General features: G+C 67.8%; 27 protein-coding genes. 15 read left to right on the forward strand and 12 right to left on the reverse strand.

Annotated features, from left to right (window positions below; all coding sequences use genetic code 11):
* Positions 1 to 78: 78 nt before the first annotated feature.
* On the forward strand, positions 79 to 543 hold the full coding sequence (locus A5730_RS02635; RefSeq protein WP_067895238.1) for a hypothetical protein: 465 nt from the start codon (positions 79 to 81) through the stop codon (positions 541 to 543).
* A 127-nt stretch (positions 544 to 670) separates the two neighbouring features.
* Positions 671 to 1,801 carry a nitronate monooxygenase gene (locus A5730_RS02640; RefSeq protein WP_067895240.1) on the forward strand — a complete coding sequence of 377 codons (1,131 nt, stop codon included), beginning with the start codon at positions 671 to 673 and terminating at the stop codon, positions 1,799 to 1,801.
* Between the two features lie 6 nt (positions 1,802 to 1,807).
* Here the strand turns inward: A5730_RS02640 and A5730_RS02645 are convergent, their stop codons facing one another.
* The 3 genes from A5730_RS02645 to A5730_RS02655 are packed head-to-tail and all read right to left on the reverse strand — an operon-like array spanning position 1,808 to position 2,796.
* Positions 1,808 to 2,038, reverse strand: coding sequence for a hypothetical protein (locus tag A5730_RS02645; protein WP_067895243.1), 231 nt, complete (start codon positions 2,036 to 2,038; stop codon positions 1,808 to 1,810).
* A 57-nt stretch (positions 2,039 to 2,095) separates the two neighbouring features.
* Positions 2,096 to 2,386 (reverse strand): hypothetical protein, encoded by a 291-nt coding sequence (locus tag A5730_RS02650; protein WP_067895246.1) that lies wholly within the window; start codon positions 2,384 to 2,386, stop codon positions 2,096 to 2,098.
* 11 nt (positions 2,387 to 2,397) lie between these two features.
* Positions 2,398 to 2,796 carry a hypothetical protein gene (locus A5730_RS02655; protein ID WP_067895249.1) on the reverse strand — a complete coding sequence of 133 codons (399 nt, stop codon included), beginning with the start codon at positions 2,794 to 2,796 and terminating at the stop codon, positions 2,398 to 2,400.
* A gap of 211 nt (positions 2,797 to 3,007) precedes the next feature.
* On the opposite strand from A5730_RS02655, the gene A5730_RS02660 reads away from it, so the two are divergent.
* The 3 genes from A5730_RS02660 to A5730_RS02670 are packed head-to-tail and all read left to right on the forward strand — an operon-like array spanning position 3,008 to position 5,878.
* The gene (locus A5730_RS02660) at positions 3,008 to 4,291 is read left to right on the forward strand and encodes a cytochrome P450 (protein ID WP_067895252.1); all 1,284 of its coding nucleotides are present in this window, start codon (positions 3,008 to 3,010) and stop codon (positions 4,289 to 4,291) included.
* Positions 4,292 to 4,302: 11 nt separating this feature from the next.
* Positions 4,303 to 5,316: an alcohol dehydrogenase catalytic domain-containing protein gene (locus tag A5730_RS02665; RefSeq protein ID WP_067895255.1), complete on the forward strand. Its 1,014-nt coding sequence runs from the start codon at positions 4,303 to 4,305 to the stop codon at positions 5,314 to 5,316.
* Positions 5,317 to 5,329: 13 nt separating this feature from the next.
* Positions 5,330 to 5,878 carry a YceI family protein gene (locus A5730_RS02670; protein WP_067895257.1) on the forward strand — a complete coding sequence of 183 codons (549 nt, stop codon included), beginning with the start codon at positions 5,330 to 5,332 and terminating at the stop codon, positions 5,876 to 5,878.
* 11 nt (positions 5,879 to 5,889) lie between these two features.
* Here the strand turns inward: A5730_RS02670 and A5730_RS02675 are convergent, their stop codons facing one another.
* A complete protein-coding gene (locus A5730_RS02675; RefSeq protein ID WP_067895261.1) occupies positions 5,890 to 6,996 on the reverse strand; it encodes a hypothetical protein in 1,107 nt (368 codons plus the stop codon).
* Positions 6,997 to 7,562: 566 nt separating this feature from the next.
* Between A5730_RS02675 and A5730_RS02680 the strand changes: the two genes are divergently transcribed.
* Positions 7,563 to 8,552, forward strand: a complete 990-nt coding sequence (locus A5730_RS02680; RefSeq protein WP_067895264.1) for an esterase family protein — start codon at positions 7,563 to 7,565, stop codon at positions 8,550 to 8,552.
* An 81-nt stretch (positions 8,553 to 8,633) separates the two neighbouring features.
* On the opposite strand, the gene A5730_RS02685 is transcribed toward A5730_RS02680, so the two are convergent.
* On the reverse strand, positions 8,634 to 9,251 hold the full coding sequence (locus A5730_RS02685) for a hypothetical protein (protein WP_197506112.1): 618 nt from the start codon (positions 9,249 to 9,251) through the stop codon (positions 8,634 to 8,636).
* A gap of 44 nt (positions 9,252 to 9,295) precedes the next feature.
* Here A5730_RS02685 and A5730_RS02690 point away from each other — a divergent pair, with 44 nt between their 5' ends.
* From A5730_RS02690 to A5730_RS02730, 9 genes are all read left to right on the forward strand, one after another.
* Positions 9,296 to 9,877, forward strand: coding sequence for a chorismate mutase (locus A5730_RS02690; protein WP_067895267.1), 582 nt, complete (start codon positions 9,296 to 9,298; stop codon positions 9,875 to 9,877).
* 93 nt (positions 9,878 to 9,970) lie between these two features.
* A complete protein-coding gene (gene rpfC / locus A5730_RS02695) occupies positions 9,971 to 10,420 on the forward strand; it encodes a resuscitation-promoting factor RpfC (protein ID WP_231633829.1) in 450 nt (149 codons plus the stop codon).
* A 27-nt stretch (positions 10,421 to 10,447) separates the two neighbouring features.
* The gene (locus tag A5730_RS02700) at positions 10,448 to 10,921 is read left to right on the forward strand and encodes an SRPBCC family protein (RefSeq protein WP_369829850.1); all 474 of its coding nucleotides are present in this window, start codon (positions 10,448 to 10,450) and stop codon (positions 10,919 to 10,921) included.
* A gap of 6 nt (positions 10,922 to 10,927) precedes the next feature.
* Positions 10,928 to 11,761 (forward strand): SDR family oxidoreductase, encoded by an 834-nt coding sequence (locus tag A5730_RS02705; RefSeq protein ID WP_067895274.1) that lies wholly within the window; start codon positions 10,928 to 10,930, stop codon positions 11,759 to 11,761.
* Positions 11,762 to 11,774: 13 nt separating this feature from the next.
* The gene (locus A5730_RS02710; protein ID WP_067895277.1) at positions 11,775 to 12,194 is read left to right on the forward strand and encodes a lipoprotein LpqH; all 420 of its coding nucleotides are present in this window, start codon (positions 11,775 to 11,777) and stop codon (positions 12,192 to 12,194) included.
* A 53-nt stretch (positions 12,195 to 12,247) separates the two neighbouring features.
* On the forward strand, positions 12,248 to 13,573 hold the full coding sequence (locus A5730_RS02715) for a cytochrome P450 (protein WP_067895363.1): 1,326 nt from the start codon (positions 12,248 to 12,250) through the stop codon (positions 13,571 to 13,573).
* Positions 13,574 to 13,634: 61 nt separating this feature from the next.
* Positions 13,635 to 14,078: a limonene-1,2-epoxide hydrolase family protein gene (locus A5730_RS02720; RefSeq protein ID WP_067895280.1), complete on the forward strand. Its 444-nt coding sequence runs from the start codon at positions 13,635 to 13,637 to the stop codon at positions 14,076 to 14,078.
* 411 nt (positions 14,079 to 14,489) lie between these two features.
* A complete protein-coding gene (locus A5730_RS02725; RefSeq protein ID WP_067895282.1) occupies positions 14,490 to 14,681 on the forward strand; it encodes a hypothetical protein in 192 nt (63 codons plus the stop codon).
* Positions 14,682 to 14,714: 33 nt separating this feature from the next.
* Positions 14,715 to 15,647 carry a DMT family transporter gene (locus tag A5730_RS02730; protein ID WP_067895285.1) on the forward strand — a complete coding sequence of 311 codons (933 nt, stop codon included), beginning with the start codon at positions 14,715 to 14,717 and terminating at the stop codon, positions 15,645 to 15,647.
* A 131-nt stretch (positions 15,648 to 15,778) separates the two neighbouring features.
* Here the strand turns inward: A5730_RS02730 and A5730_RS25375 are convergent, their stop codons facing one another.
* The 7 genes from A5730_RS25375 to A5730_RS02760 form a co-directional block, all read right to left on the reverse strand.
* The gene (locus A5730_RS25375) at positions 15,779 to 16,027 is read right to left on the reverse strand and encodes a DUF3761 domain-containing protein (protein ID WP_082946689.1); all 249 of its coding nucleotides are present in this window, start codon (positions 16,025 to 16,027) and stop codon (positions 15,779 to 15,781) included.
* Between the two features lie 107 nt (positions 16,028 to 16,134).
* Positions 16,135 to 16,569, reverse strand: coding sequence for an SRPBCC family protein (locus A5730_RS02735; RefSeq protein WP_067895288.1), 435 nt, complete (start codon positions 16,567 to 16,569; stop codon positions 16,135 to 16,137).
* Positions 16,569 to 17,402, reverse strand: a complete 834-nt coding sequence (locus A5730_RS02740) for a lysophospholipid acyltransferase family protein (protein ID WP_067895290.1) — start codon at positions 17,400 to 17,402, stop codon at positions 16,569 to 16,571. Before A5730_RS02740 ends, A5730_RS02735 begins: the two co-directional genes overlap by 1 nt.
* 30 nt (positions 17,403 to 17,432) lie before the next feature.
* Positions 17,433 to 18,542 carry an amidohydrolase family protein gene (locus A5730_RS02745; RefSeq protein WP_067895293.1) on the reverse strand — a complete coding sequence of 370 codons (1,110 nt, stop codon included), beginning with the start codon at positions 18,540 to 18,542 and terminating at the stop codon, positions 17,433 to 17,435.
* Positions 18,543 to 18,551: 9 nt separating this feature from the next.
* Positions 18,552 to 19,904, reverse strand: coding sequence for a glutamine synthetase family protein (locus tag A5730_RS02750; RefSeq protein WP_067895296.1), 1,353 nt, complete (start codon positions 19,902 to 19,904; stop codon positions 18,552 to 18,554).
* Between the two features lie 34 nt (positions 19,905 to 19,938).
* On the reverse strand, positions 19,939 to 20,820 hold the full coding sequence (locus A5730_RS02755) for a TIGR03854 family LLM class F420-dependent oxidoreductase (protein WP_067895298.1): 882 nt from the start codon (positions 20,818 to 20,820) through the stop codon (positions 19,939 to 19,941).
* A gap of 40 nt (positions 20,821 to 20,860) precedes the next feature.
* Positions 20,861 to 21,355: a carboxymuconolactone decarboxylase family protein gene (locus tag A5730_RS02760; protein ID WP_067895365.1), complete on the reverse strand. Its 495-nt coding sequence runs from the start codon at positions 21,353 to 21,355 to the stop codon at positions 20,861 to 20,863.
* Between the last annotated feature and the right edge of the window lie 16 nt (positions 21,356 to 21,371).

Below are 21,371 nucleotides of genomic sequence, written 5' to 3' on the forward strand. Positions count from 1 at the left end.
CCCGCTGCGCAGGGAGCGGATCAATAGCCCGATCGCTGGGACAATGGGTCACCTCGACGAGCGAGATGGAGGAGCGCCATGGCCTCGCTGCTCACGGCCTGCGGTGGGTTCCTGTTCGCGGTTTTGTGGATGGACCTGATCTTCGACGTCCAAGTCCTCCGGTTCCGGTCTGTGCCAACCGATCTGCCCGAGGCGGTGCTCGGTTCCATCGCGGCTTACTACCACCGCGCGACGACCACGTCTCGCCCGATGAGCCGGCTGATCGCCGCCGTCATGGTGATCCTGTTGGTCGCGTTGACCTACCAGTCCGCGCGCGGGCACGACCCCTGGTGGCTCCTGGTCCTGTCGGCCGCCCTGGCGGGGATCCCGATGCTGCTGGCGTTGACGCAGACGGTGCCTGACGCGGTGCGACTCGGGCGCCGCGGGGACGGGCCGCATGAGCAGACCCGCCTGGCGCGGTCCATCTGCCGGGATCACCTCGTGTGCGCCGGCTGCATGTTCGCGTTCCTGGCGCTGTGGATCGCGCGGAGCGCGGCGGTCTGAGCGACCACGCGACGGGTAGTAGTGACAACGCGCAGGTCAGGACCCGCTGGCCACGTCAATGCCCTTCGTACTAAACTAGAACACGTTCCAATTTTCTGGCTTCGGTCCGCGCCCCACAGGAGTAGGCATGCACACCGCCATCTGCGATGAGCTTGGTATCGAGTTTCCGATCTTCGCGTTCACCCACTGCCGAGATGTCGTCGTCGCGGTCAGCAAGGCCGGGGGGTTCGGCGTGCTCGGCGCGGTCGGCTTCACGCCCGAGCAGCTCGAGATCGAGCTCAATTGGATCGACGAGAACATCGGCGACCACCCCTACGGTGTCGACATCGTGATCCCGAACAAGTACGAGGGCATGGACTCGCACCTGTCGGCCGAAGAGCTGGCCGAGACGCTGCGCAAGATGGTGCCCCAGGAGCATCTCGACTTCGGCAAGAAGATCCTGGCCGACCACGGCGTGCCGATCGAGGACAGCGACGGCGACAGCCTGCAGCTGCTCGGCTGGACCGAGGCGACCGCGACACCTCAGGTCGAGGTGGCGCTCAAGCACCCGAAGGTGAAGATGATCGCCAACGCGCTCGGCACTCCCCCGGCCGACATGATCAAGCACATCCACGAGGCCGGACTCAAGGTGGCCGCCCTGTGCGGCTCCCCCTCGCAGGCGCGCAAGCACGCCGACGCGGGCGTCGACATCATCATCGCCCAGGGCGGCGAGGCCGGCGGCCACTGCGGCGAGGTGGGCTCGATCGTGCTCTGGCCGCAGGTGGTCAAGGAGGTCGCCCCCGTCCCCGTGCTCGGCGCGGGCGGCATCGGCAGCGGCCAGCAGATCGCCGCGGCCCTGGCGCTGGGCTGCCAGGGCGCGTGGACGGGCTCCCAGTGGCTGATGGTCGAGGAGTCTTCCAACACCCCGGTTCAGCAGGCGGCCTACATCAAGGCGGGCAGCCGCGACACCGTCCGCAGCCGCTCGTTCACCGGCAAGCCGGCCCGGATGCTGCGCAACGACTGGACCGAGGCCTGGGAGCAGCCGGACAACCCGAAGCCGCTCGGCATGCCGCTGCAGTACATGGTTTCCGGCATGGCGGTGCGGGCCACCAACAGGTACCCCAACGAGTCCGTCGACGTCGCGTTCAACCCGGTCGGACAGGTCGTCGGTCAGTTCCAGAAGGTGGAGAAGACCGCGACCGTCATCGAGCGCTGGGTGCAGGAGTACCTCGAGGCGACCAACCGGCTCGACGAGCTCAACGAGGCCGCCTCCGTCTGACGATCGCTAGACGTCGTCTACGTCGTCGCCTTCGTCGTGGCCGATGAACACCTCTTTGGCCCGGTCCACGGCGTAGGTGCCGATTTCGATCGAGTTTTGAACGATGCCGCTGGCACCGCCGGCGATGTCACCGCGGATGATGTCGCTGGCGTGTTCGACGATGTCGGAGGCCTTCTCGACCGCGTTGGTCGCGATGTCCTTGGCCGCGTCGACCGCATCTTTCGGGGTGAAACCCATCTCGCGTCTCCTCTAGTCACCGGACAGTCGCTATGACTCTAGTCCGGGCGCGCGGCGCTAGTAGTTCACCAAGGTGCGCCAGTAGGACTCGGGGATCTCGGCGCCGGAGCGCAGTATCCGGGCCAGGCCGACGGCCATCGCGATGCCAAGCAGCCCCAGCCACAGCCCGGTCAGCCCGATGATTCCCCACAGGACGGCCGTGACCGCGGGCCACGGCGACAGCACCGCCAGCACCGGCGCGAAAAAGAATCCGGTCCCGATGTACCACGCCGAGCCGGCGCGGTCCGACGCCAGGACCAAGCGCAGCCAGCGTGGGATCGGCGTTGCGCCGGGCCGCCCGTCGTTCATAACTCAGCCGCTCATTCGGACGGCGGGAAGAATCCTGCCCCGGTGAACCAGCCCTCTTGCCAGCCCCGTTCGCCCAGGCACAGCATGGGCAGCCCGCGATCGGACTGCGCAGCGGCCTGCGGCCCAGGGCACTTCGCGCCGGCCTGCTGCACCCCGTACAGCGGATAGGAGATGACCCAGTAGCCGGTGGTGGCCGCCGGGAACTGGTTGGGCGGCGGGAAGTGGCACGCCTCCGCCTGGCCGCTGGGCCCGCGGCCGAAGATGAACCGCTCGTAGTTGTCGCACGGCGCCCCCAACGAGGCCTGATAGTTCATGTTCGGCACGTCGCCGTCGTAGCCCGCAGACGCACACGGCGCCACGCCGATCGCGATGCCCGCCAATGAAGCGGCGCTGAGCAATTCCCGAATCATCTTCCACCCCGCTTGTCGTCGCCGGTGACCTGCACCAAAGCATATCCATCGGACCGCCGGCCACAAGACCGTATCGGCACGGCCGCCGGCGGGCGAGGAACACGTTCCAATTCGCGCCCGGCGATCTTGCGCCAATGCTTCCCAACGGTGGTGCGGCAATGGTTTATTTGCACAAAGACGACTAGACCACTTCGTCATCGAGGAGCGGGCAATGCCAACCGTCGAGCCAACCGCCAAGCCGGTCCCCAATCTCCCGCCCGGATTCGACTTCACCGATCCGGACATCCACGCCGAGCGGCTACCGGTGGAGGAACTGGCCGAGCTACGGCGGACCGCGCCGATCTGGTGGAACGAGCAGCCGATCGGGGCGGGCGGATTCGACGACGGCGGCTTCTGGGTGGTGTCCAAGCACAAAGACGTCAAAGAGATTTCGCTGCGCAGCGACGTCTTCTCCAGCCTGCAGAAGACCGCGCTGCCGCGCTATAAGGACGGCACGGTCGGCGAGCAGATCGAACGCGGCAAGTACGTCCTGCTCAACATGGACGCGCCGCAGCACACCCGGCTGCGCAAGATCATCTCGCGCGCCTTCACTCCCCGCGCCATCGAGCGCCTGCGCGGCGACCTCGCCGAGCGCGCCCGGCGCATCGTGGAGGAAGCGGCCGAACAGGGCCGCGGTGACTTCGTCGAGCAGGTGTCATGCGAGCTGCCGTTGCAGGCCATCGCCGGATTGATGGGTGTGCCACAGGAAGAGCGCAAGAAGCTTTTTCACTGGTCCAACGAAATGGTCGGCGACCAGGACCCCGAATTCGCCAACAACGACGCCATCACCGCCTCGGTCGAACTCATCATGTACGGCATGCAGATGGCCGCCGACCGGGCGAAGAACCCGGGCGAAGACCTCGTCACCAAGCTGGTGCAGGCCGACATCGACGGCCACAAGCTCTCCGACGACGAGTTCGGTTTCTTCGTGATCCTGTTGGCGGTGGCCGGCAACGAGACCACCCGCAACTCCATCACCCAGGGCATGATGGCCTTCACCGACTTCCCCGACCAGTGGGAGCTGTTCAAGTCCGAGCGCCCGGTCACCGCGGCCGATGAGATCGTCCGGTGGGCCACCCCCGTCACGTCGTTCCAGCGCACCGCCCTGCAGGACTACGAACTGTCCGGCGTGCAGATCAAGAAGGGCCAGCGGGTGGTAATGGTCTACCGCTCGGCCAATTTCGACGAGGACGTGTTCGACGACCCGTTCACCTTCAACATCCTGCGTGACCCCAACCCACACGTGGGGTTCGGGGGCACCGGCGCGCACTACTGCATCGGCGCCAACCTTGCCCGCATGACCATCGACCTGATGTTCAACGCGATCGCCGACGGCATCCCGAACCTGGAATCGATCGGCAAACCCGAACGGCTGCGGTCGGGCTGGCTCAACGGGATCAAGCACTGGCAGGTCGACTACCACACCAACGGCGCGAAAGCTGGTGCCGCACAGTAGCATCAACTTCCATGGCAACCCATCGAGCTGTTCATGTGAAGTCGGCCGGGGCACCGTTAGAACTGGTCGATGTCGAAACCCAGTCGCCGGGTCGCGATGAGGCGCGCCTGACGGTCACCGCCTGCGGCATTTGCGGCACGGACGCGCACTTCGTCTCGGGCGGCTTCCCCGGCATGACGTGGCCGTTGACGCCCGGGCACGAAATCGCCGGAACCATCGCCGAACTCGGCGATGGTGTCCAGGGTTTCGCCGTCGGCGATCGCGTCGCGGTCGGGTGGTTCGGCGGCTGCTGCTACCACTGCGAGGAGTGCCGCAAAGGCCGCTTCATTCATTGCGAGAACGGAAAGGTCCCGAGCTACCAATACCCGGGCGGATACGCGGAATCGGTGACCGTCCCGGCGAGTGCGCTCGCCCGCATACCGTCGGGGCTTTCCGACGCGGAAGCCGCGCCGATGGGCTGCGCCGGCGTCACCACCTACAACGCCTTGCGGCACACGAAGGCGGTGCCCGGCGACCGGGTCGCCATCCTCGGTGTCGGCGGGCTGGGTCACCTCGGGGTGCAGTTCGCCCGGGCGATGGGCTTCGAGACCATCGCGATCGCCCGCGGCGGCGGCAAAGAGGAGGACGCCCGAAAGTTGGGCGCCCACCACTACATCGACTCCACCGCCACCGATCCCGCCGAAGCGCTGAAGGCGCTGGGCGGCGCGGCGGTCGTGCTGGCGACCGCGGGCAACTCGCCGGCGATGGCCGCGACCGTCGGCGGGATATCGCCGCAGGGCGAGCTCGTCACCATCGGCGTCACGCCCGAACCGTTGCCGATCAGTCCCATCCAGCTGATCACACCGGGGGTCAGCATCGTCGGCCATCCCTCCGGAACGGCCAAAGACGTCGAGGACACTATGCATTTCGCGGTCCTGTCCGGTGTTCGGGCGTGGATCGAGGAGCTGCCGCTTCAGCGGGCGGCCGAGGGCTATGCGACGCTGGAGCAGGGGCGAGCGCACTACCGCACCGTTTTGACGATGTGACTACAGTCGGGCTGTGACCGACCAGTGGACGCTGACCGCATCCGACGGTGAGCTGCTGATCCGCACCGGCGTGGCGGGCCGGGTGGCGCGAATGGGACATCGGCTCACCATCGCGATGACGCGCTGGGAGGCCACGGTGGTGTGGACCGGCGCCCAGCCGGTCTCCGCGGAGCTGACCGTGGACGTCGATTCGTTCGAGGTGTTGCAGGGCGAGGGCGGGGTCAAGGGATTATCCGGGCCGGAGAAGCTGTTGGTGAAGTCGAACGCGTTGAAGTCGTTGGACGCCAAGCGTTATCCCGAGATCCGATTCGCCGCCGACATCGTCGACAAGACCGACGACGGCTACCGCCTGAGCGGGAAGCTGCACATTCGCGGCAAGTCCCGCGACCACATCGTCGATGTGCGCACCGAGGATCTCGGTGCGCGGTGGCGAATGTCGGTCGAATCCACCGTCCGGCAAACCGATTACGGCGTCAAGCCGTACTCGCTGCTGATGGGGTCGGTCCAGGTCGCCGACGAGGTTTCGGTGTCCTGCAACGCGATTCACGCGAAGGACGGTTGACCGACCGGCTGTCAGGGCTGCGGCTGGGCGGGCGCCTGCGGCGCCGAGTCGCCCGTCGGGTCACCGGCGTCGCCCGGTATGTGCTCGAGCACTCTGGTCAGGTAGGGCTGCCGGTTGCCGGGGTCCGGCGGCGGCGCCTCCGGGGTGGCGGGCTCGATAACCGGTTCCGCGGTGGGAACCTTCGCCTGCGGGGTCAGCGGCGCGACGACCGGGGGCGGGGCCACCGCCTCCGCGGTCTGTGGGGCCGGCGCGTGCTCCGTGTGCCGTTGCGCCGGTTGGCTCGCGGGCGCCAGCTGAATGCCAACCGCGAGCGATATCGAGCAGACGAAGGTGACCACGCCGGCGGCCAGCGTGGTCACCGCCCCGGCGTAGGGCAGCCTGCGCTGCGCCTCCGGCGTTGCGACGGGTTGGCTCGGGGGCACGATCAGTTCGTCGTCGGTGAACTCGGTGCTTCGGGCGGCGGTCAGCGCCGCACCCCGCGCGACGGTCACCTGCGCCATCGTTTGCACGAAAACCGGTACCGGCAGCGTCTTTTCCAGCTGCCACGAGAAACCATCGATGTCGCTGTGCGCGCCGACGACGACAACCCCGCCGGGTTGCCAGCCGTTGCGGTCGAACATGCCGGTCAGCCAGCGGGTCAGGCCGTCGAAGCCGCCGCGCACCTGCTTGGTCGCCGTCTGGGTCTCCCCGTTGTGGGTGTCGACCATGACGACGGTCGTCGAATCCCGTTCGAGCAGGCAGACGGCGGTCTGCTCGTAGCCGATGACCGGTGCGATGGCCTGGGCCAGGGTCTCGATGGCGTCGAGTGACCGGACGGGGACGACGTTGTCGAATCCGGCGTCGGTGAGCGCTTCCAGTAGCAGCGCGGCCTGCGCGGACGCCTCGTCGTTCCAGGTCACTCCGATGACTCGCAACCGGTGGTCGCTGGCGGCCGCCTGCGCCTCCACCCGCAATATCTCGTTCGTCACCTGTTCCGCGGTACTGGCGGCGTGCGGGCCGCGGCCGGCGGGCAGCTCCAGCTCCTGGTGATCCAGAATGGTGCCGTCTGCGCCGTGTCCCTCAGCGAGAACCCACCCAACGGCGGCCGGCGTCACTGATAGCCCAAGTACCGTGTCCAAAACTTATGCCCCAATCGGTCCCGGGCTCCGGCGCCCTCACCCGCACGACGCACCGGAAGACCCTGGTGAGGCGGTTGGTGAGAGCCGGAACGGACCCGAGATAACGTGGTCTTCCATCGGCTTGCTCCGAGAGAGCCTACGCGGTCGGCGCAAGTCCGGCTGCGCCGGTTCGACATCGCCGGACGGCCGGCCGGACCCGAACCACCGGGTGCGCAGGTGGGAAACGGCCGCCGTGTTGTCGCGGCGATAAATGCCCTGCCCGACGAATCGGCCTCTTTTTGGCGGCGTTTGTAGCGTCACGGACCCGGCCGTCGTCCTTGCGGGGCCGAGAAACGGCTTTGTCCTGCACGGCGCGCACGGTGTGACCGCTCGCTGCCAGGCGTTTCCGCGCCGTGAGGGTCACCGGTGGGACGCATGCGCGCCGGTGCGCCGTTATCCCGGTCCGCGAAATTGGTGGAAAAAAAGCGATACCAAATCGAGATGTCCCCGCGTCCCGATCGACATTCGAGGCTTTTTCACGGTAAATTCCTGCCTGAGACCACGGTCACACACAACAAGGGGCAGGTATGACAGTTCTGAGCGAGAAGGTCCGGGCCTGGGGGCGCCGGCTATTAGTCGGTGCGGGAGTGGCAGTTGCGCTGCCGGGCCTGGTCGGTCTTGCCGGCGGTTCGCCGACCGCGAGCGCGTTTTCGCGCCCGGGTCTGCCCGTCGAATACCTGCAGGTTCCGTCCGCCTCGATGGGACGCAACATCAAGGTTCAGTTCCAGAGCGGCGGAAGCGGCTCTCCGGCGGTGTACCTCCTGGACGGGTTGCGCGCTCAGGACGACTACAACGGCTGGGACATCAACACGCCCGCGTTCGAGTGGTACTACAAGTCGGGTCTCTCGGTCGTCATGCCGGTCGGCGGGCAGTCCAGCTTCTACACCGACTGGTACCGCCCCGCGTGCGGGAAGGCCGGCTGCTCGACCTACAAATGGGAAACGTTCCTGACCAGCGAACTGCCCGGGTACCTGTCGTCCGAGAGGAGCGTCAAGCCGAACGGCAGCGCCGCGGTCGGCATCTCGATGGCGGGCGCTTCTGCGATGAACCTGGCGAACTACCACCCCGGTCAGTTCATCTACGCCGGTTCGCTGTCCGGTTACCTCAGCCCGTCCACCGGGCAGGGCTGGATAGGTCTGGCGATGGGTGACGCCGGTGGCTACAAGAAGGAAGATATGTGGGGGCCTGACAACGACCCCGCGTGGCAGCGCAACGACCCGTTGGTCAACATCAACCTGCTCGTCGAACACAACACTCGGCTCTGGGTGTACTGCGGCAACGGGACTCCGAACGAACTGGGTGGCGCCAACCTGCCGGCCACGTTCCTCGAGAGCAACTTCATGATCGGCGTCAACAAGAAGTTCCAAGACGCCTACAACGCCGCCGGCGGCCACAACGCCGTCTTCAACTTCCCGCCCTATGGAACCCACAGCTGGGAGTACTGGGGAGCGCAGCTCAACGCCATGAAGGGCGACCTGCAGAGCAGCCTGGGCGCCACTCCCGGCGGCGGCGGCTAGACCCTCACCTGCCCCGAGATCGCTACTGCGCCCGACGACGACGCCGTCGGGCGCAGTAGTGCGTTTTCGGCCGGGTGGCGATCAACCCGTTTTGGCGAACTGCTCGGTGATGTCGGTCCAGGCCGTCGCGTCCCTGCGGTGGTCGTTCATGTTCCGGCACTCGCCGTAGACGCGTACGACGCCCAGGTGCAAGTCGTCGTCGTGGCGGTAGACGATCGCGGTGACGGCGTCCTTGGTGAACGTCTTGGCGAGCGGGTGATTGTTGGGCGGCAGACCCTCGGCCCAGCCGTGGCCGGTCAGCGACGCGGCGATTGCGGCGAAGTAGTCGTCGGTCGATGCGGCGTCGGGCAGCCAGAATGTCAGGTAGATCGCGCCCTGATACGGCGGGTCGTCGCGGTTTTTGCAGGACATCAGCGAGTAGCCGGCCGACGACGCCCGCAGGCCCGCCGTGGCGACGATGCTCTGGGTCGACTGGACGACCTGAGCCCTCGACTGGTCGTCACTGACCGGATTGGCGGGATGGTCCAGCGCGTCGCCGGCCGTCGAGTGCAGGCGCTCCAGCAGGATAAAACCCGCGCCCAGCAGCAAGGGGATGGCCAGCGCAACGACGATCAGCGCGCGAATCTTCTTCGAGCGCAACGACTTCTGTGGCGTTTCGCCACCGCGGCGCGCGCCGCTACTGTCCATGGTCGACGACATCAGCACCTCAGGCTAACTCCGAAGGGCCCGGCTGCCGCACAATCATGGTCATGACCGGCGGCCGCGTCACGCTGATGGCCCGCTGCGGCGGACTGCTCGGCGGGCTGGCGATCCTGTTCGCGCCGCCGGCGCCGGCCGACGACACGAGCGCACTGGCCGAGCTGGTCGATGCCGCCGCGCAGCGGTTGCAGATCGCCGAACCGGTGGCCGCGTTCAAGTGGAACACCCACGGGGCCATCGAAGATCCGGACCGGGTCCAGCAGGAACTCGCGAAGTTGGCTGCCCAGGCCGCCGATCGACACGTCGACCCCGGTTACGTCACTGCAGTTTTCGGTGACCAGATCCGCGCCACCGAGGGCATCGAATACAGCCGGTTCTCGGACTGGAAGCTGGATCCCGCGGCCGCGCCGAGCGCGTCGCCCGACCTGTCGGTGTCGCGGTCGGCGATCGACGGCCTCAACCAGACGATGTTGAGCCAGCTCGTCGCGCGCTGGGACCTGCTGCATTCACCGGCGTGCCGCGCGCAGCTCGACCTGGCCACCCGCGGCGTCGTCGGCGCCCGTGGGCTCGACGGTCTCTACCAACGGGCGCTGGCGTTAGCAACGCGGTCATATTGCCAGCAATAATTTATATTTTCCTCAACAGTTTCTAACACTTTCTTCTCGCCGCCGGAAAACGCCGTTTGCGCAGATCAAAGGCATATCTCGCGCCATTTTCGAATGGGTAACGCTTTGGCCACAGCGGCCGAAATCCAGGGCATGAAAAATCTCTGCAAGCCTCTCGTCAAGTCCCTGGCGGTCGGCGGGTTCGTTGCAGCGTCGATAGCTTTCTCCGCCGGCGAGGTGAGCGCCGCCCCCACCCCCAACTGGGACGCGGTCGCCCAGTGTGAGTCCGGTGGCAACTGGCACGCCAACACCGGGAACGGCGAATACGGTGGACTCCAATTCAAACCGGCCACCTGGGCCCAATACGGCGGCGTCGGCAACCCCGCCGCCGCGTCCCGCGAGCAGCAAATCGCCGTAGCCAACCGGGTTTTCGCCGACCAAGGCGTGGAGGCGTGGCCGAAGTGCGGCGCCCAATCGGGCCTGCCGATCGGTTGGTACTCGCATCCCGCCCAGGGCATCAAGGAGATCATCAACGGGTTGATTCAGGCGGCGGCGCCGCACTGACGATCAAGGCTATGACCGAGCGGGAAGCTGTGTTTGGATCAGGCCATGGAAGGTTCGGCGACTGTTCATATGGCGGCGTCCGCGGACAAGGTCTGGGAACTGATCGCAAACGTCGGCAACATCGGACGGTTTTCCCCCGAAGTGTTCGAGGCCGAGTGGCTGGGCGACGCGAGTGGCCCGGCCCTCGGCGCCAAATTCCGCGGCCATGTGCGGCGCAACGAGATCGGGCCGGTGTATTGGACGACGTGTGAGGTCACCGCGTGCGAGCCGGGTCGCGAATTCGGATTCGCGGTGATGCTCGGCGACCGGGCGGTCAACAACTGGCACTACCGCCTGGCGCCGAGCGACGGCGGCACGGACGTGACCGAGTCCTTCCGGCTCAGCCCGGCGCCGTGGCTTGGCGCCTACTGGCTGCTCGGTGGATTTCTGCGCAAGCGACGCAACGTCCGCGACATGACCAAGACCCTGAACCGCATCAAAGATGTGGTCGAGGCCGGCTGACGCGCCGTGAAATCGATCTTCATCACCGGCGCCGGCAGCGGCATGGGCCGGGAGGGGGCAAAGCTCTTCCACGCCAAGGGCTGGCGGGTCGGTGCCGTGGACCGCAACGCCGACGGCCTGACGACGCTGCAGTCGGAACTGGGCGCGGAGCGGCTGTGGACCCGTCAGGTCGACGTGACCGACAAAGCCGCGCTGGAGGGCGCCCTGGCCGACTTCTGCGCCGAGAACCCCGGCGGTGGGCTCGACATGATGTGGAACAACGCCGGCATCGGGGAAACCGGGTGGTTCGAGGACGTGCCCTATGAGGCCGCGATGCGCGTCGTCGACATCAACTACAAGGCGGTGCTGACCGGCGCCTACGCCTCGCTGCCGCACCTGAAGAAGGCTCCCGGCAGCCTGATGTTTTCGACGTCCTCGTCGGCGGGGACCTACGGCATGCCGCGCCTGGCCGTCTACTCGTCGACCAAGCATGCCGTCAAAGGCCTGACCGAGGCGCTCAGCGTGGAGTGGCACCGGCATGGGGTCCGCGTCGCCGACGTGCTTCCCGGCCTGATCGACACCGGCATCCTCACCACGACGACCAACCACTCCGACGATGGGCTTGCGCCGAGGACCGCCGACGACGTTCGCGCCAGCGCCCCCAAGAAGGGGTTGTTTCGGCTCATGCCCGCGAGCAGCGTCGCCGAGGTCGCCTGGCAGGCTTACCAGAACCCGAAGCGGCTGCATTGGTACGTGCCCAAGGGCATTCGCATGATCGATTTGTTCAAGGGTTTGAGCCCGGAGTTCGTCCGACGCAGCATCGTCAAATCCCTGCCCGGAGTGATGCCGGCGCGGCAGTGAAGGAGGTGAACCGGTGCGAAACCGGTTACTCGCGGTCGTTTTCGTGGTGCTCGCCGGCGTCGGCGTGGCCGGATGCGGGCAGGCTCAAACCACGCCCCGCAAGGCCGCGCGCCTGACCATCGACGGAGCCAGTCATACGACGCGCCCGCCGTCGTGCAGCCAGACCCAGCAGTACCGCACCATCGACATCAAGGACCGCGACGGCTCGGTGGAGGCCGTGGTGCTCACCAGCGGTTATCGGGTGATGCCTCAGTGGGTGAAGATCCGCAACGTCGACGGGTTCACCGGCAGCTTCTGGTCGGGCGGGGTGGGCGACGCGCACGCCGACGTCACCAACGACGCGTACACGATCAGCGGCAGCGCGTACGGCATCAACAGCAACAACCCCAACAAGGTGATCACGACCGAGTTCAAGATCATCGCCGAGTGCTGACGCCGTCCGGGGTGCGGGCCTAGGCTCGGTGACATCGAGCGATGGAGGGGCCCGTGAAGGAACGCTTGCACTGGTTGGCGATGCACGGCTTCATCCGGGGCGTCGCGACGCTGGGGGTGCGGCGGGGCGACCTGCACGCCAGGTTGATCGCCGATCCGAGGGTGGCTGCCGACCCGGTGCCCTACTACGACGAACTGCGGGCCGCCGGCCCGCTGGTCAAGGGCCGCGTCAGTTATCTGACGGCCGACCACGCGCTCGCGCACGAGTTGCTGCGCTCCGACGACTTCCGCGTGCTGGTGTTCGGGTCGAACCTGCCGGGGCCGTTGCGCCGGTTGGAGGAGCGCACCCGCGACGACCTGCTGCATCCGCTTCGCGCGCCGTCGTTGCTCGCCGTCGAGCCGCCGGACCACACCCGCTATCGCAAGACGGTGTCGGCGGTGTTCACCCCCAGGGCGGTCGCGGCATTGCGCGATCGCGTGCAGCAGACCGCCGCCGACCTGTTGGATCGGCTGGCCGCCGAATCCGGACAGGTCGTCGACATTGTGGGCCGGTATTGCTCGCAACTGCCGGTGGCGATCATCAGCGACATTCTCGGCGTCCCCGCCGAAGACCGGCGGCGCGTGCTGGAGTTCGGCGAACTCGCCGCTCCCAGCCTCGACATCGGGCTGACCTGGCGGCAGTACCGCAGCGTGCAGCGAGGGCTGGAAGGGTTCAGCTCGTGGCTCGCCGGGCACCTGAGCGAGTTACGCCGCAACCCGAGCGACAACCTGATGAGCCAACTGATCCAGATCGCCGAAAGCGGCTCCGCTGAAACGTATTTGGACTCCGACGAGCTGCAAGCGATCGCCGGGCTGGTGTTGGCCGCCGGGTTCGAGACCACGGTCAACTTGCTGGGCAACGGGATTCGCATGCTGTTGGACGCTCCCGACCGCTTGGACACCTTGCGCCACCGGCCCGAGCTATGGCCCAACGCCGTCGAGGAGATACTGCGGCTGGAGTCGCCGGTGCAGCTGACCGCCCGGGTGGCGCTGGGCGACGTCGAGCTGGCCGGCCAGCAGCTTCGCCGGGGCGACCTGGTGCTGGTCTATCTGGCCGCCGCCAACCGCGATCCGGCGGTGTTCGCCGAGCCGCACCGCTTCGACATCGAACGACCCAACGCGGGAAGGCATCTCGCGTTCTCGGGCGGCCGGCACTTTTGTTTGGGCGCGGCGCTCGCGCGCGCCGAAGGCGAGGTGGGCCTTCGCACGTTCTTCGACCGGTTCCCCGAGGTCCGTGCCGCGGGCGCGGGCAGCCGGCGCGACACCCGGGTGCTGCGCGGCTGGTCGTCGCTGCCGGTGGCGCTGGGGCCGGCCCGGTCGATGGCCCGCATCGACGGCTAGGGCATCCCCTGTTGACACCCGTCCGGCAACCGAGTTTATTTGCGCTATGACAGACGTATCTATGATCTCGGTCGAGGATGTCGTACTCGGGCTATGGCAGGCGCTCTCGCGGCGGGACTGGGAGGAGGTCAAGACGTTCCTGTCCGATGACTGCCTCTACGTCGACATGCCGGTGCCCGCGTTGTCGGCGCGCGGGCCGGAAGACATCGTCAAGCGGCTGAAGATGGGCCTCGAGCCGCTGGCGGGTTACGAGAACCACGACGGCGTGCTGGTGTCCAAAGGTTCGGACGTGCTGTACGAGCACTCGGAGACGTGGACGTTCGCGACGGGCGAGCAGGGCGTGCTGAGGTTCGTCACCGTCCACAAGGTTGCGGACGGGAAAATCACCGTCTGGAAAGACTATTGGGACATGAACAGCCTGGTTTCGTTCGCTCCCCCGAACCACTTCGAGAACCTCGCGAACGCGGACACCAGCTGGGTCTTCGACGCGACAAGCTTGGTCTAGCGGACCGTCCGCTCATTTCTCTCCCGGTGTGAGCGCACGAGCACTCCCCCAGAACAGGTTCAGGGCCGGGTGGCCAGACTGAAAATCGCCTCGTCGCACCCAACCACGTTGTCGCCCTGGCAGATTGGGCAACCGCGTTCAAATATGTCGCTCATGGCGGAGGGCGAGATCTCCTCCGATCCACTTGCTGGGTGATCGTCGGGTCCATCTGTCAATGAGCCCTTCGACGCGGGGCGGTCACGCGCGATGCTTACCAAATGGATAGGAAACCCTATCCCTAGAGGCAACCCAATCTGGCTTCGCGGCCATTCCGGAAGCAGTGCTTCGTGCATCACCATTTCCTTCATGAATCCGTCATGCGTCGGGCAACGACGATGAACATGACGAAACGAAGTCAACAGGGAGAGTGCCATGACCGCCAGCAACATCCACCCATCGACCGCCGTCGATCGGCAGGATCCTCTCCGGTCGGCGTTCTCCAGCGGCTTCCGGGCCGCCTTCATCGTGGCTGTGACCGGGGGCACCTTGGCTGGCACCGGGCTGGTCCTGTGGCTGTTGAAGGCGCTCGCGACGAGCAGGTACGGCGTCTACTTCGGGGTCTAGCCCGAAGTGATCTCGGCATCTTGAGGAGGTCCGGTGTTGAAGTCGGAGATCGCGGTTGTGCTCGCCCTGTGCGCCGCGCTGGCATCCGCGATCGGCGCGGTGAGCCGTCAACAGTCCGCGCATGAGGTCACCGACGAACCGGTCGGCCACTGGGAGTTGTTCCGCATGTCGTTGCGCGACACCCGGTGGTGGCTTGGCGGCGGCGGAGCCGTTGCCAACTACAGCCTGCAAGCCGCCGCGCTGGAGGTCGGGTCGGTGATGTTGGTGATGGCGCTGCAGGTGACGGCGCTGCTATTTGCCCTGCCGGTCAACGCGCGGCTGACCCATCAGCGGGTGACCCGCCGGCAGTGGATGTGGGCGACGGTGCTCGCCGTCGCTCTGGCGGTGGTCGTCACGGTTGGCGACCCGACGGCCGGGCAGTCGCGGGGGTCGCTGGCAACCTGGACTGTGGTGGCCGTGGTGTTGGGTCCGCTACTGGTGTTCTGTGTCCTGGGTGCGCGCAGGTGGCCCGGTCCGCGTGCGGCTGTACTGCTGGCGGTGGTGGCCGGTTCGTCGCTGGCCCTGTTCGCGGTGCTGACCAAAGCCGTCGTCGCGGCGGCCGAACATGGTTTCGGGGCGCTGCTGTGCGCGCCGGAATTCTATGTCTGGATACTGGCGGCGTTGGCGGGGATGATCTTTCAGCAGTCTTCGTTTCGCGCTGGTGCGCTGACCGCCTCACTGCCGTCGGTGACCGTGGCCAAACCGGCGGTGGCGTCGGTCCTGGGCATCGCGGTGCTCGGCGAGACCCTCAACGCCGACGGCGTGGGCATGATCGTCCTGGCGTTGGCGGCGATAGTGGTGATTGTCGCGATAGTGGCTCTGGCCCGCGGCGAGTCCCACCCGGGGGCGTTCAGTAGCGAGCAAAACGCGCAAACCCCGGTCAATGCCGACACCAGCTGGGTGTTCGGCGCGACGGCCTTGGCCTGACCGACCGGTCAGCGGCCTGCATTCGGGCCAGCCGCCGATGCTAATCCCGTTGCACCACAGGATGTTCGGCGATGGCAGCCCGAACCGCCGGGATGGTCACCCCTCGTACGTCGACCATCCCGGCGCCGGCATCACAAGTACTGCTGGACTCCCCCGTGTCCGTGGCAGGTGCCGCCTGAATGCGGGTGTTCGCTGAACGACCAGCTGCCGTCCGTGCATTTCGCGGTGGCACCGGGTGGCTGTGACGGGCCCTGTTGCGGATAGGGCACGCAATCGCCGGAACTGGCGATGTAACAACCGGGCGATGAGTGGGCCGGTGCTGCCAGACCGCTTGCGGCGGCGGCGACGACGGCGGCGACGAGAGTCGCTCGAAGCAACATGCTCCCAAATCCTTCTGGTACTGGGATGGATGGTGACGTTGCCCGATTCGTCGATCGGAGCCTATGCCGGGCGCTGATTTGTTGTGGGGCGAATTGGAAAAATTGCCCTAGGACTCGGCGAGCTTCCTCAGCCGCTTCAAGGTCTCGGCGACGGTGCGTCCCACCTGGCGCACGGCGATCCGGTCAGCGATGTACCCGAGCAGTCCCCCGGGTGCCTGATACGACAGCCGGAACGTCACCTTCGTGCAGCCGTCGCCGCGGTCGCGCAACCGGATCCGTCCGCGCAGCGTAACCCCGGTGATGCCCACCCAGGCCAGGTCCCGGCCCTCGTCGAACTCGACCACCTCGATCAGCCCGCCCACGGGCACCGAGCCGATCTTCCAGTGGACGGTGTAGCGCGCGCCGACGCCGGCCGGCTTGTCGTTCGACGACTCCCAGCGCTCCAAGTTCGTCATGAACGACGGGTAGCAGTCCGGGTCGCTGACGATCTTCCAGACCGCGTCGCGGTCGGCGTTGATGACGCAGCGGCGTTCGACGCGCATCAGCCGATCACCGGGAATCGTCGCTCGGCGGCCAGCCGGTCGACACCGCCCTGCAGGCTGGCCATGACCTTGTCGTGCACCGCTTGGTCGTCGCCGTCGACCTCGATCGGGTCCTGCACCTCGATCACGATCTTGGTCGGCAACGGAATGTGGCCCGCCAGGTCGCTGATGTTGAGGCCCCACGGCAGCGCCAGCGAGATCGGGATGCTCTTGAGCCGAAGCAGCTTGTCGGCCATCAGCAGCTTGGCCAGCCACTGCCCGCGGTTGAGGAACAGCGCGCTCTCCTGGCCGCCGACGCTGGCGACGGGAACGATCGGCACGCCGGTTTCGCGGGCCAGCCGCACGTAGCCCATGCGGCCGCCGAAGTCGACGGTGTGGCGTTCCCACGACGGGCGGAAGACCTCGTAGTCGCCGCCGGGGTAGACCAGCAGCGCCGCTCCGGATTCCAGTGCGAGGCGGGCGTTTTCGGGGTTGGCGGCGACCGTGCCGAACTTGCGCAGCCAGCCCAGCGGTGGCGCGGAGACGACGAGGTTGTGGGCCAGCTGATAGAAGGGCCGCTCGACGCCGAAGTAGGAGCAGAACGCGAGGGTGAAAACGAACGTGTCCGGGGGCACGTTGCCGCCGCTGTGGTTGCCGACCAGCAGCACCGGCCCCTCGGCCGGGATGCGGTCCAGGTGCCGCACGTCCGCGCGGAAGTACAGCGACGCCAGCAGCCAGGTGCCCGGAAGCTGGTCGCGGATGTAGTCCGGATCGCGCTGATCGAGGTCGGCTTTGGGCACCCGCGACACGACCTGATCGCGGGCCCAGTTCAAGACGTCGCCCATGGTCGCCATTGGGGCGGGGTACCCCGGTGCTACCGCACGTCAAACGCCATAGAGGCGGGCGGCGTTGTCGTGGGCGATCAGGTCGACCACCCGGATGGCGTCGCTTTCGCTCCAATCGCCGTCGGCCACGAAGTCCCGCAGCACCCGATGAATTGCCCTGCGCCACATGGCCGCGCCGAGGAAATGCAGTTCGGCGGGGCCGAACCCATCCGACGAGTACAGGATTTTGCCGAAGGGTGCCAACTCGAGCAGCCTGGCGACGAACGCCGGTGACCGCGCGCCCAGCTGGTTCACGGTCAGTCCGCCGTCGACATAGACGTTGTTGAAGGCCTGCGCCAGGTAGCCGGCCTCCCGCTCGTACGGGTAGCAGTGCAGCAGCACGATCGGGGTGTCCCCGGACCGCCGCAGGAAGTCGAGCAGCAGCAACGGGTTGGTCTTGTGCAGGTCGCAGTCCCGGTCACCGAGGCCGACGTGGAATTGCAGGGGCTTGCGCAGTCGGAGCGCCTGATGGAGGCCGAAGCGCAGCAGCACCCGGTCCTGCAGCCGGGTGCCGCCGGCGTCGCGCCACCGGGCGGCGGCCTCGGTCACCTGCGCCGGCGACGGCTCGCTCAGGTCGCCGTCGAAGCCGCCCCGGTAGGCCAGGATCGACTTGGTGCCCACCGCCGTCGCCGCGCGCCGGCGCAGGATGTCCTCGAAGGCCGTCGCGTAGTCGCCCGGCGCCCGCGCGGCCTGCTCGGCCACCTGCTCGAGGCGCACCACCTCGTGGGCGTGGTTGCCGGAGAGGTCCGCCATCTCGTCCGGCCCGGCGGTGTCGGCGCCGATCCCGGTGTCCACCAGCCAGTCGCCGACTCCGGCGGCCGGCAGGAACGTCCGGGCCAGGTCGGCCTCGCTCAGTTGGCTGCGGCGATCCCAATAATATTGGGGCTCAGCATGTTTGGGCAGGTCCAGCAGCGGGGCGCAGTGGGCGCGCACGGCGAAGCCGAGCTGAGAGTCGAAGCCCGACCCCACGATGGGATCGGTATTGGCCTCGTTGAGCGCGTTCTCGAACCGTTGCCGGTCCCCCGACGTCAACCAGCATCCGTGCGCGTGCTGGTCGATCAGGGGCACCTCGCCGATGTGCCGGGCCAGCGCGGAGAGGTCAGGCGCCATGACGAGCCGTCACACGCTCCAGGCCATGCGGAACTTGTCCGCCAGCTGCTCGGCGTCCAGGCCGCCGTACCGCTCGTTCTCCAGGCGCCGGACCGCGACCACCATGTCGACCGCCGGATCGCCCAAGATGCCCCGCATCAGCTCCGAGCCGCCCAGTGCGGCAATGACTTCCGCCTGCTTCCGGTGCAGGGTGGCGATCGCGTCGCGCTCCCGATCGGCATCGGACAGGGTGGCCGGGTCGACGGTGATCTCCGGTGGCAGCGGCGCTTGGCGGTTGATGCCGTCCAGCGCGAGCCCCAGGATCGCCGCCGACGCCAGGTAGGGGTTCGCCGAGGGGTCCACGATCTTGACTTCGACGTTCCCGCCACGCGGGTTGCCGGGGCCGCCCTCGATGAACCGAACCGCCGCCTCGCGGTTCTCGGTGCCCCAACACGCATAGGCGCCGGCCCAGTTGCCAGGGCGCATCCGCAGGCCGGACACGATCGACCCGCACAGCACGGCCTGCGCCTGCGGCAGTCCGCGGACCACCCCCGCCACGGCACTCTCCCCCGCCACCGTCATGCCGTGCGCGCCCGCGCCACCGGAGAACAGCGGCTCCGCCGACATGGTCAGCGAAAAATGTTGGTGTGCACCGGATCCGACGCCGTCGGCGAACGGTGCGGGCGAGAAGCTGATGCGAAGCCCGTGGCGGCGGGCCACCCGCCCGATGACGAGCCGCAACAACACCAGCTGGTCGGCGGCGACCACCGGGGATTGGGGCGCCACGGACAGTTCGAATTGGTTGGCGCCGTACTCGGGATGAAACTGGTCGATCGCGATGCCGGCCACCGCCGCCGAGCGGGTCACGTCGCGGACGAACGCCTCGTGCTCGAGGATGCCGGCCAGCCCGTACTGCGCCCACAGCGTCGAGGGCAGGCGGCCACCGTCGGGCGCGACCAACAGGAATTCGACCTCGTGCCCGATCACCGCCTCGACACCGGCCTCGGCCAGCACGGCCTCGACGCGGCTCAGCGTGCCGCGCGCGCAGGCTCCAACGGGCGCGCCGTCCTGCTCGAAGAACCCGGCGGGCGCCCACGCCAGCCCGTCGCCGACGATGCGCATCGCCGACAAATCGATGCGGAGGCGCTGGTCGCCGATCACCCCGACATCGGGGGTGAAGGCGATGCCGCTCTGGTCGATCGCGAAGGCGTGCCACGAGGGGCTGGCGCCGAGGCCGGGGTTGGCGAACGCGTTCGTCCGCCGCAGCGGGACCGTCTTGGCCAGGGTGAGCCCGGCCGGGTTCACCACGGTGCCGATCACGGTGTCGACGCCCTCGGCCTCCAGCTGAGCGATCGCCGCGGCGGCAAGCGGTGTGCCGGTCATGGCAGTCATTGTGCAGCCTCGAAGGGCGCCGAATTCAGTTTTGGCGGGCGGTCAGCTCGGTGACGAACCGATCGAGGAAGTCGTCCAGCGGCCCGCCGCCCGCCGGCCGGATCACGAATTTGGTCAAGCCCGCGTCGATGTAGGCGTCGAGTTGTCGGTGCAGCTGGTCCCAACCGGCGGCGATGAGCTCGGCGGGGTCGACGTCCGGGCGCCGCTGCCGGGCGGCCGCGGCCAGTCCGGCGGGCAGCTCGCCGTCGGTGACGGCCAACGAGATGCCGAAGTGATCGGGTTCGATCTCGCGGCCCGCCTGCGCCGCGGCGCGCTGGATCGCCTCGCGGGCGGCCCCCGCCTCGGCCGGGGTGAGGAAACTGCCCAGCCAGCCGTCGGCCAAGGCCCCGATGCGCCGGTACGCCGCGGGCGACGAGCCGCCCACCCAGATGTCCAGCGGGGGCGTGGGCCTGGGCAGCACCGACGCCTCGGTGACGGTGAAATACCGACCCGAATAGCTGGCCCGATCCTCGACCAGCGTCGCGCGCAGCACCCGCAACGCCTCGTCGAACACCGCGGCGCGCTCCCCGTCCGGCACCACAAAAACCTCCCGCTCCGCCGGGATCGCCGACCGCAGTCCGAAGACGGGCAGCACCCGCTTCGGTGCGACGGCCGCCAGCGACGCCAGCTGCTTGGCCACCAGCACCGGATGCCGCCCGGGCAGCACGGCCACCGAGGTGCCGACCTTGAGCCGGGTCGTCCTGGCGAGCGCGTAGGCCATGCCGACCACCGGGTCGACCGCCGGGGAGTACACCAGCTCGGAGAACCACAGCGAGTCCACGCCGCTGGCCTCGAGACGATCGACGATGGGCGCCAACTGATTCGGGGCGGTGTCCGCACCAAGGCCGACGCCGAAACGGATCTTCACGCCTAGCGCAACGTGGCGGTGCCGCGGTTTGTGCCCGCGGCTACGCCCGGCTGGGAATCGTCAGTTTGCAGGCCTGCCCGATGTCGAGCGTGCGCAAGACGCGACCCATGCCCACCCACAGCGCGCAGGACAGCGCCAGATCGGCCAGCAGCTCGTCGGAAAAGTGTGCCGAGCAACGGCTCCAGAAATCCTCGTCGTCGCGCAGGGCGGTGTGGTCGGTGGCGAATCGGTCCGCGAACTCGGCGGCCAGCCGCTCCTGTTCGCTGTAGCCGGGCCAGGTGCGCCACTCCCGCGCGTGGTCATACAACTCCTCGTCGACACCGGCGGCGGGGCCGTCTTCGTCGCGGGTGTTGACGCAGACCACACATTCGTTGCGGTGGGCGATCACCGCGCGCGCCAGCTCGCGGGTGCGCAGCGGCAACCGGTTCTTCGTGTAGACCGCGTTACTGAAGCCGCCCAACGCGCCGCCGATCTCGGGAGACTTCGCGAACCAGCCGGCCAGGTCGTCGTCAGCAAATGTTCCGATTCGGCTCATGGCGTGATGGTACGCC

Source organism: Mycobacterium sp. ACS4054 (assembly GCF_001667275.1).
Classification (GTDB): Bacteria; Actinomycetota; Actinomycetes; order Mycobacteriales; family Mycobacteriaceae; genus Mycobacterium.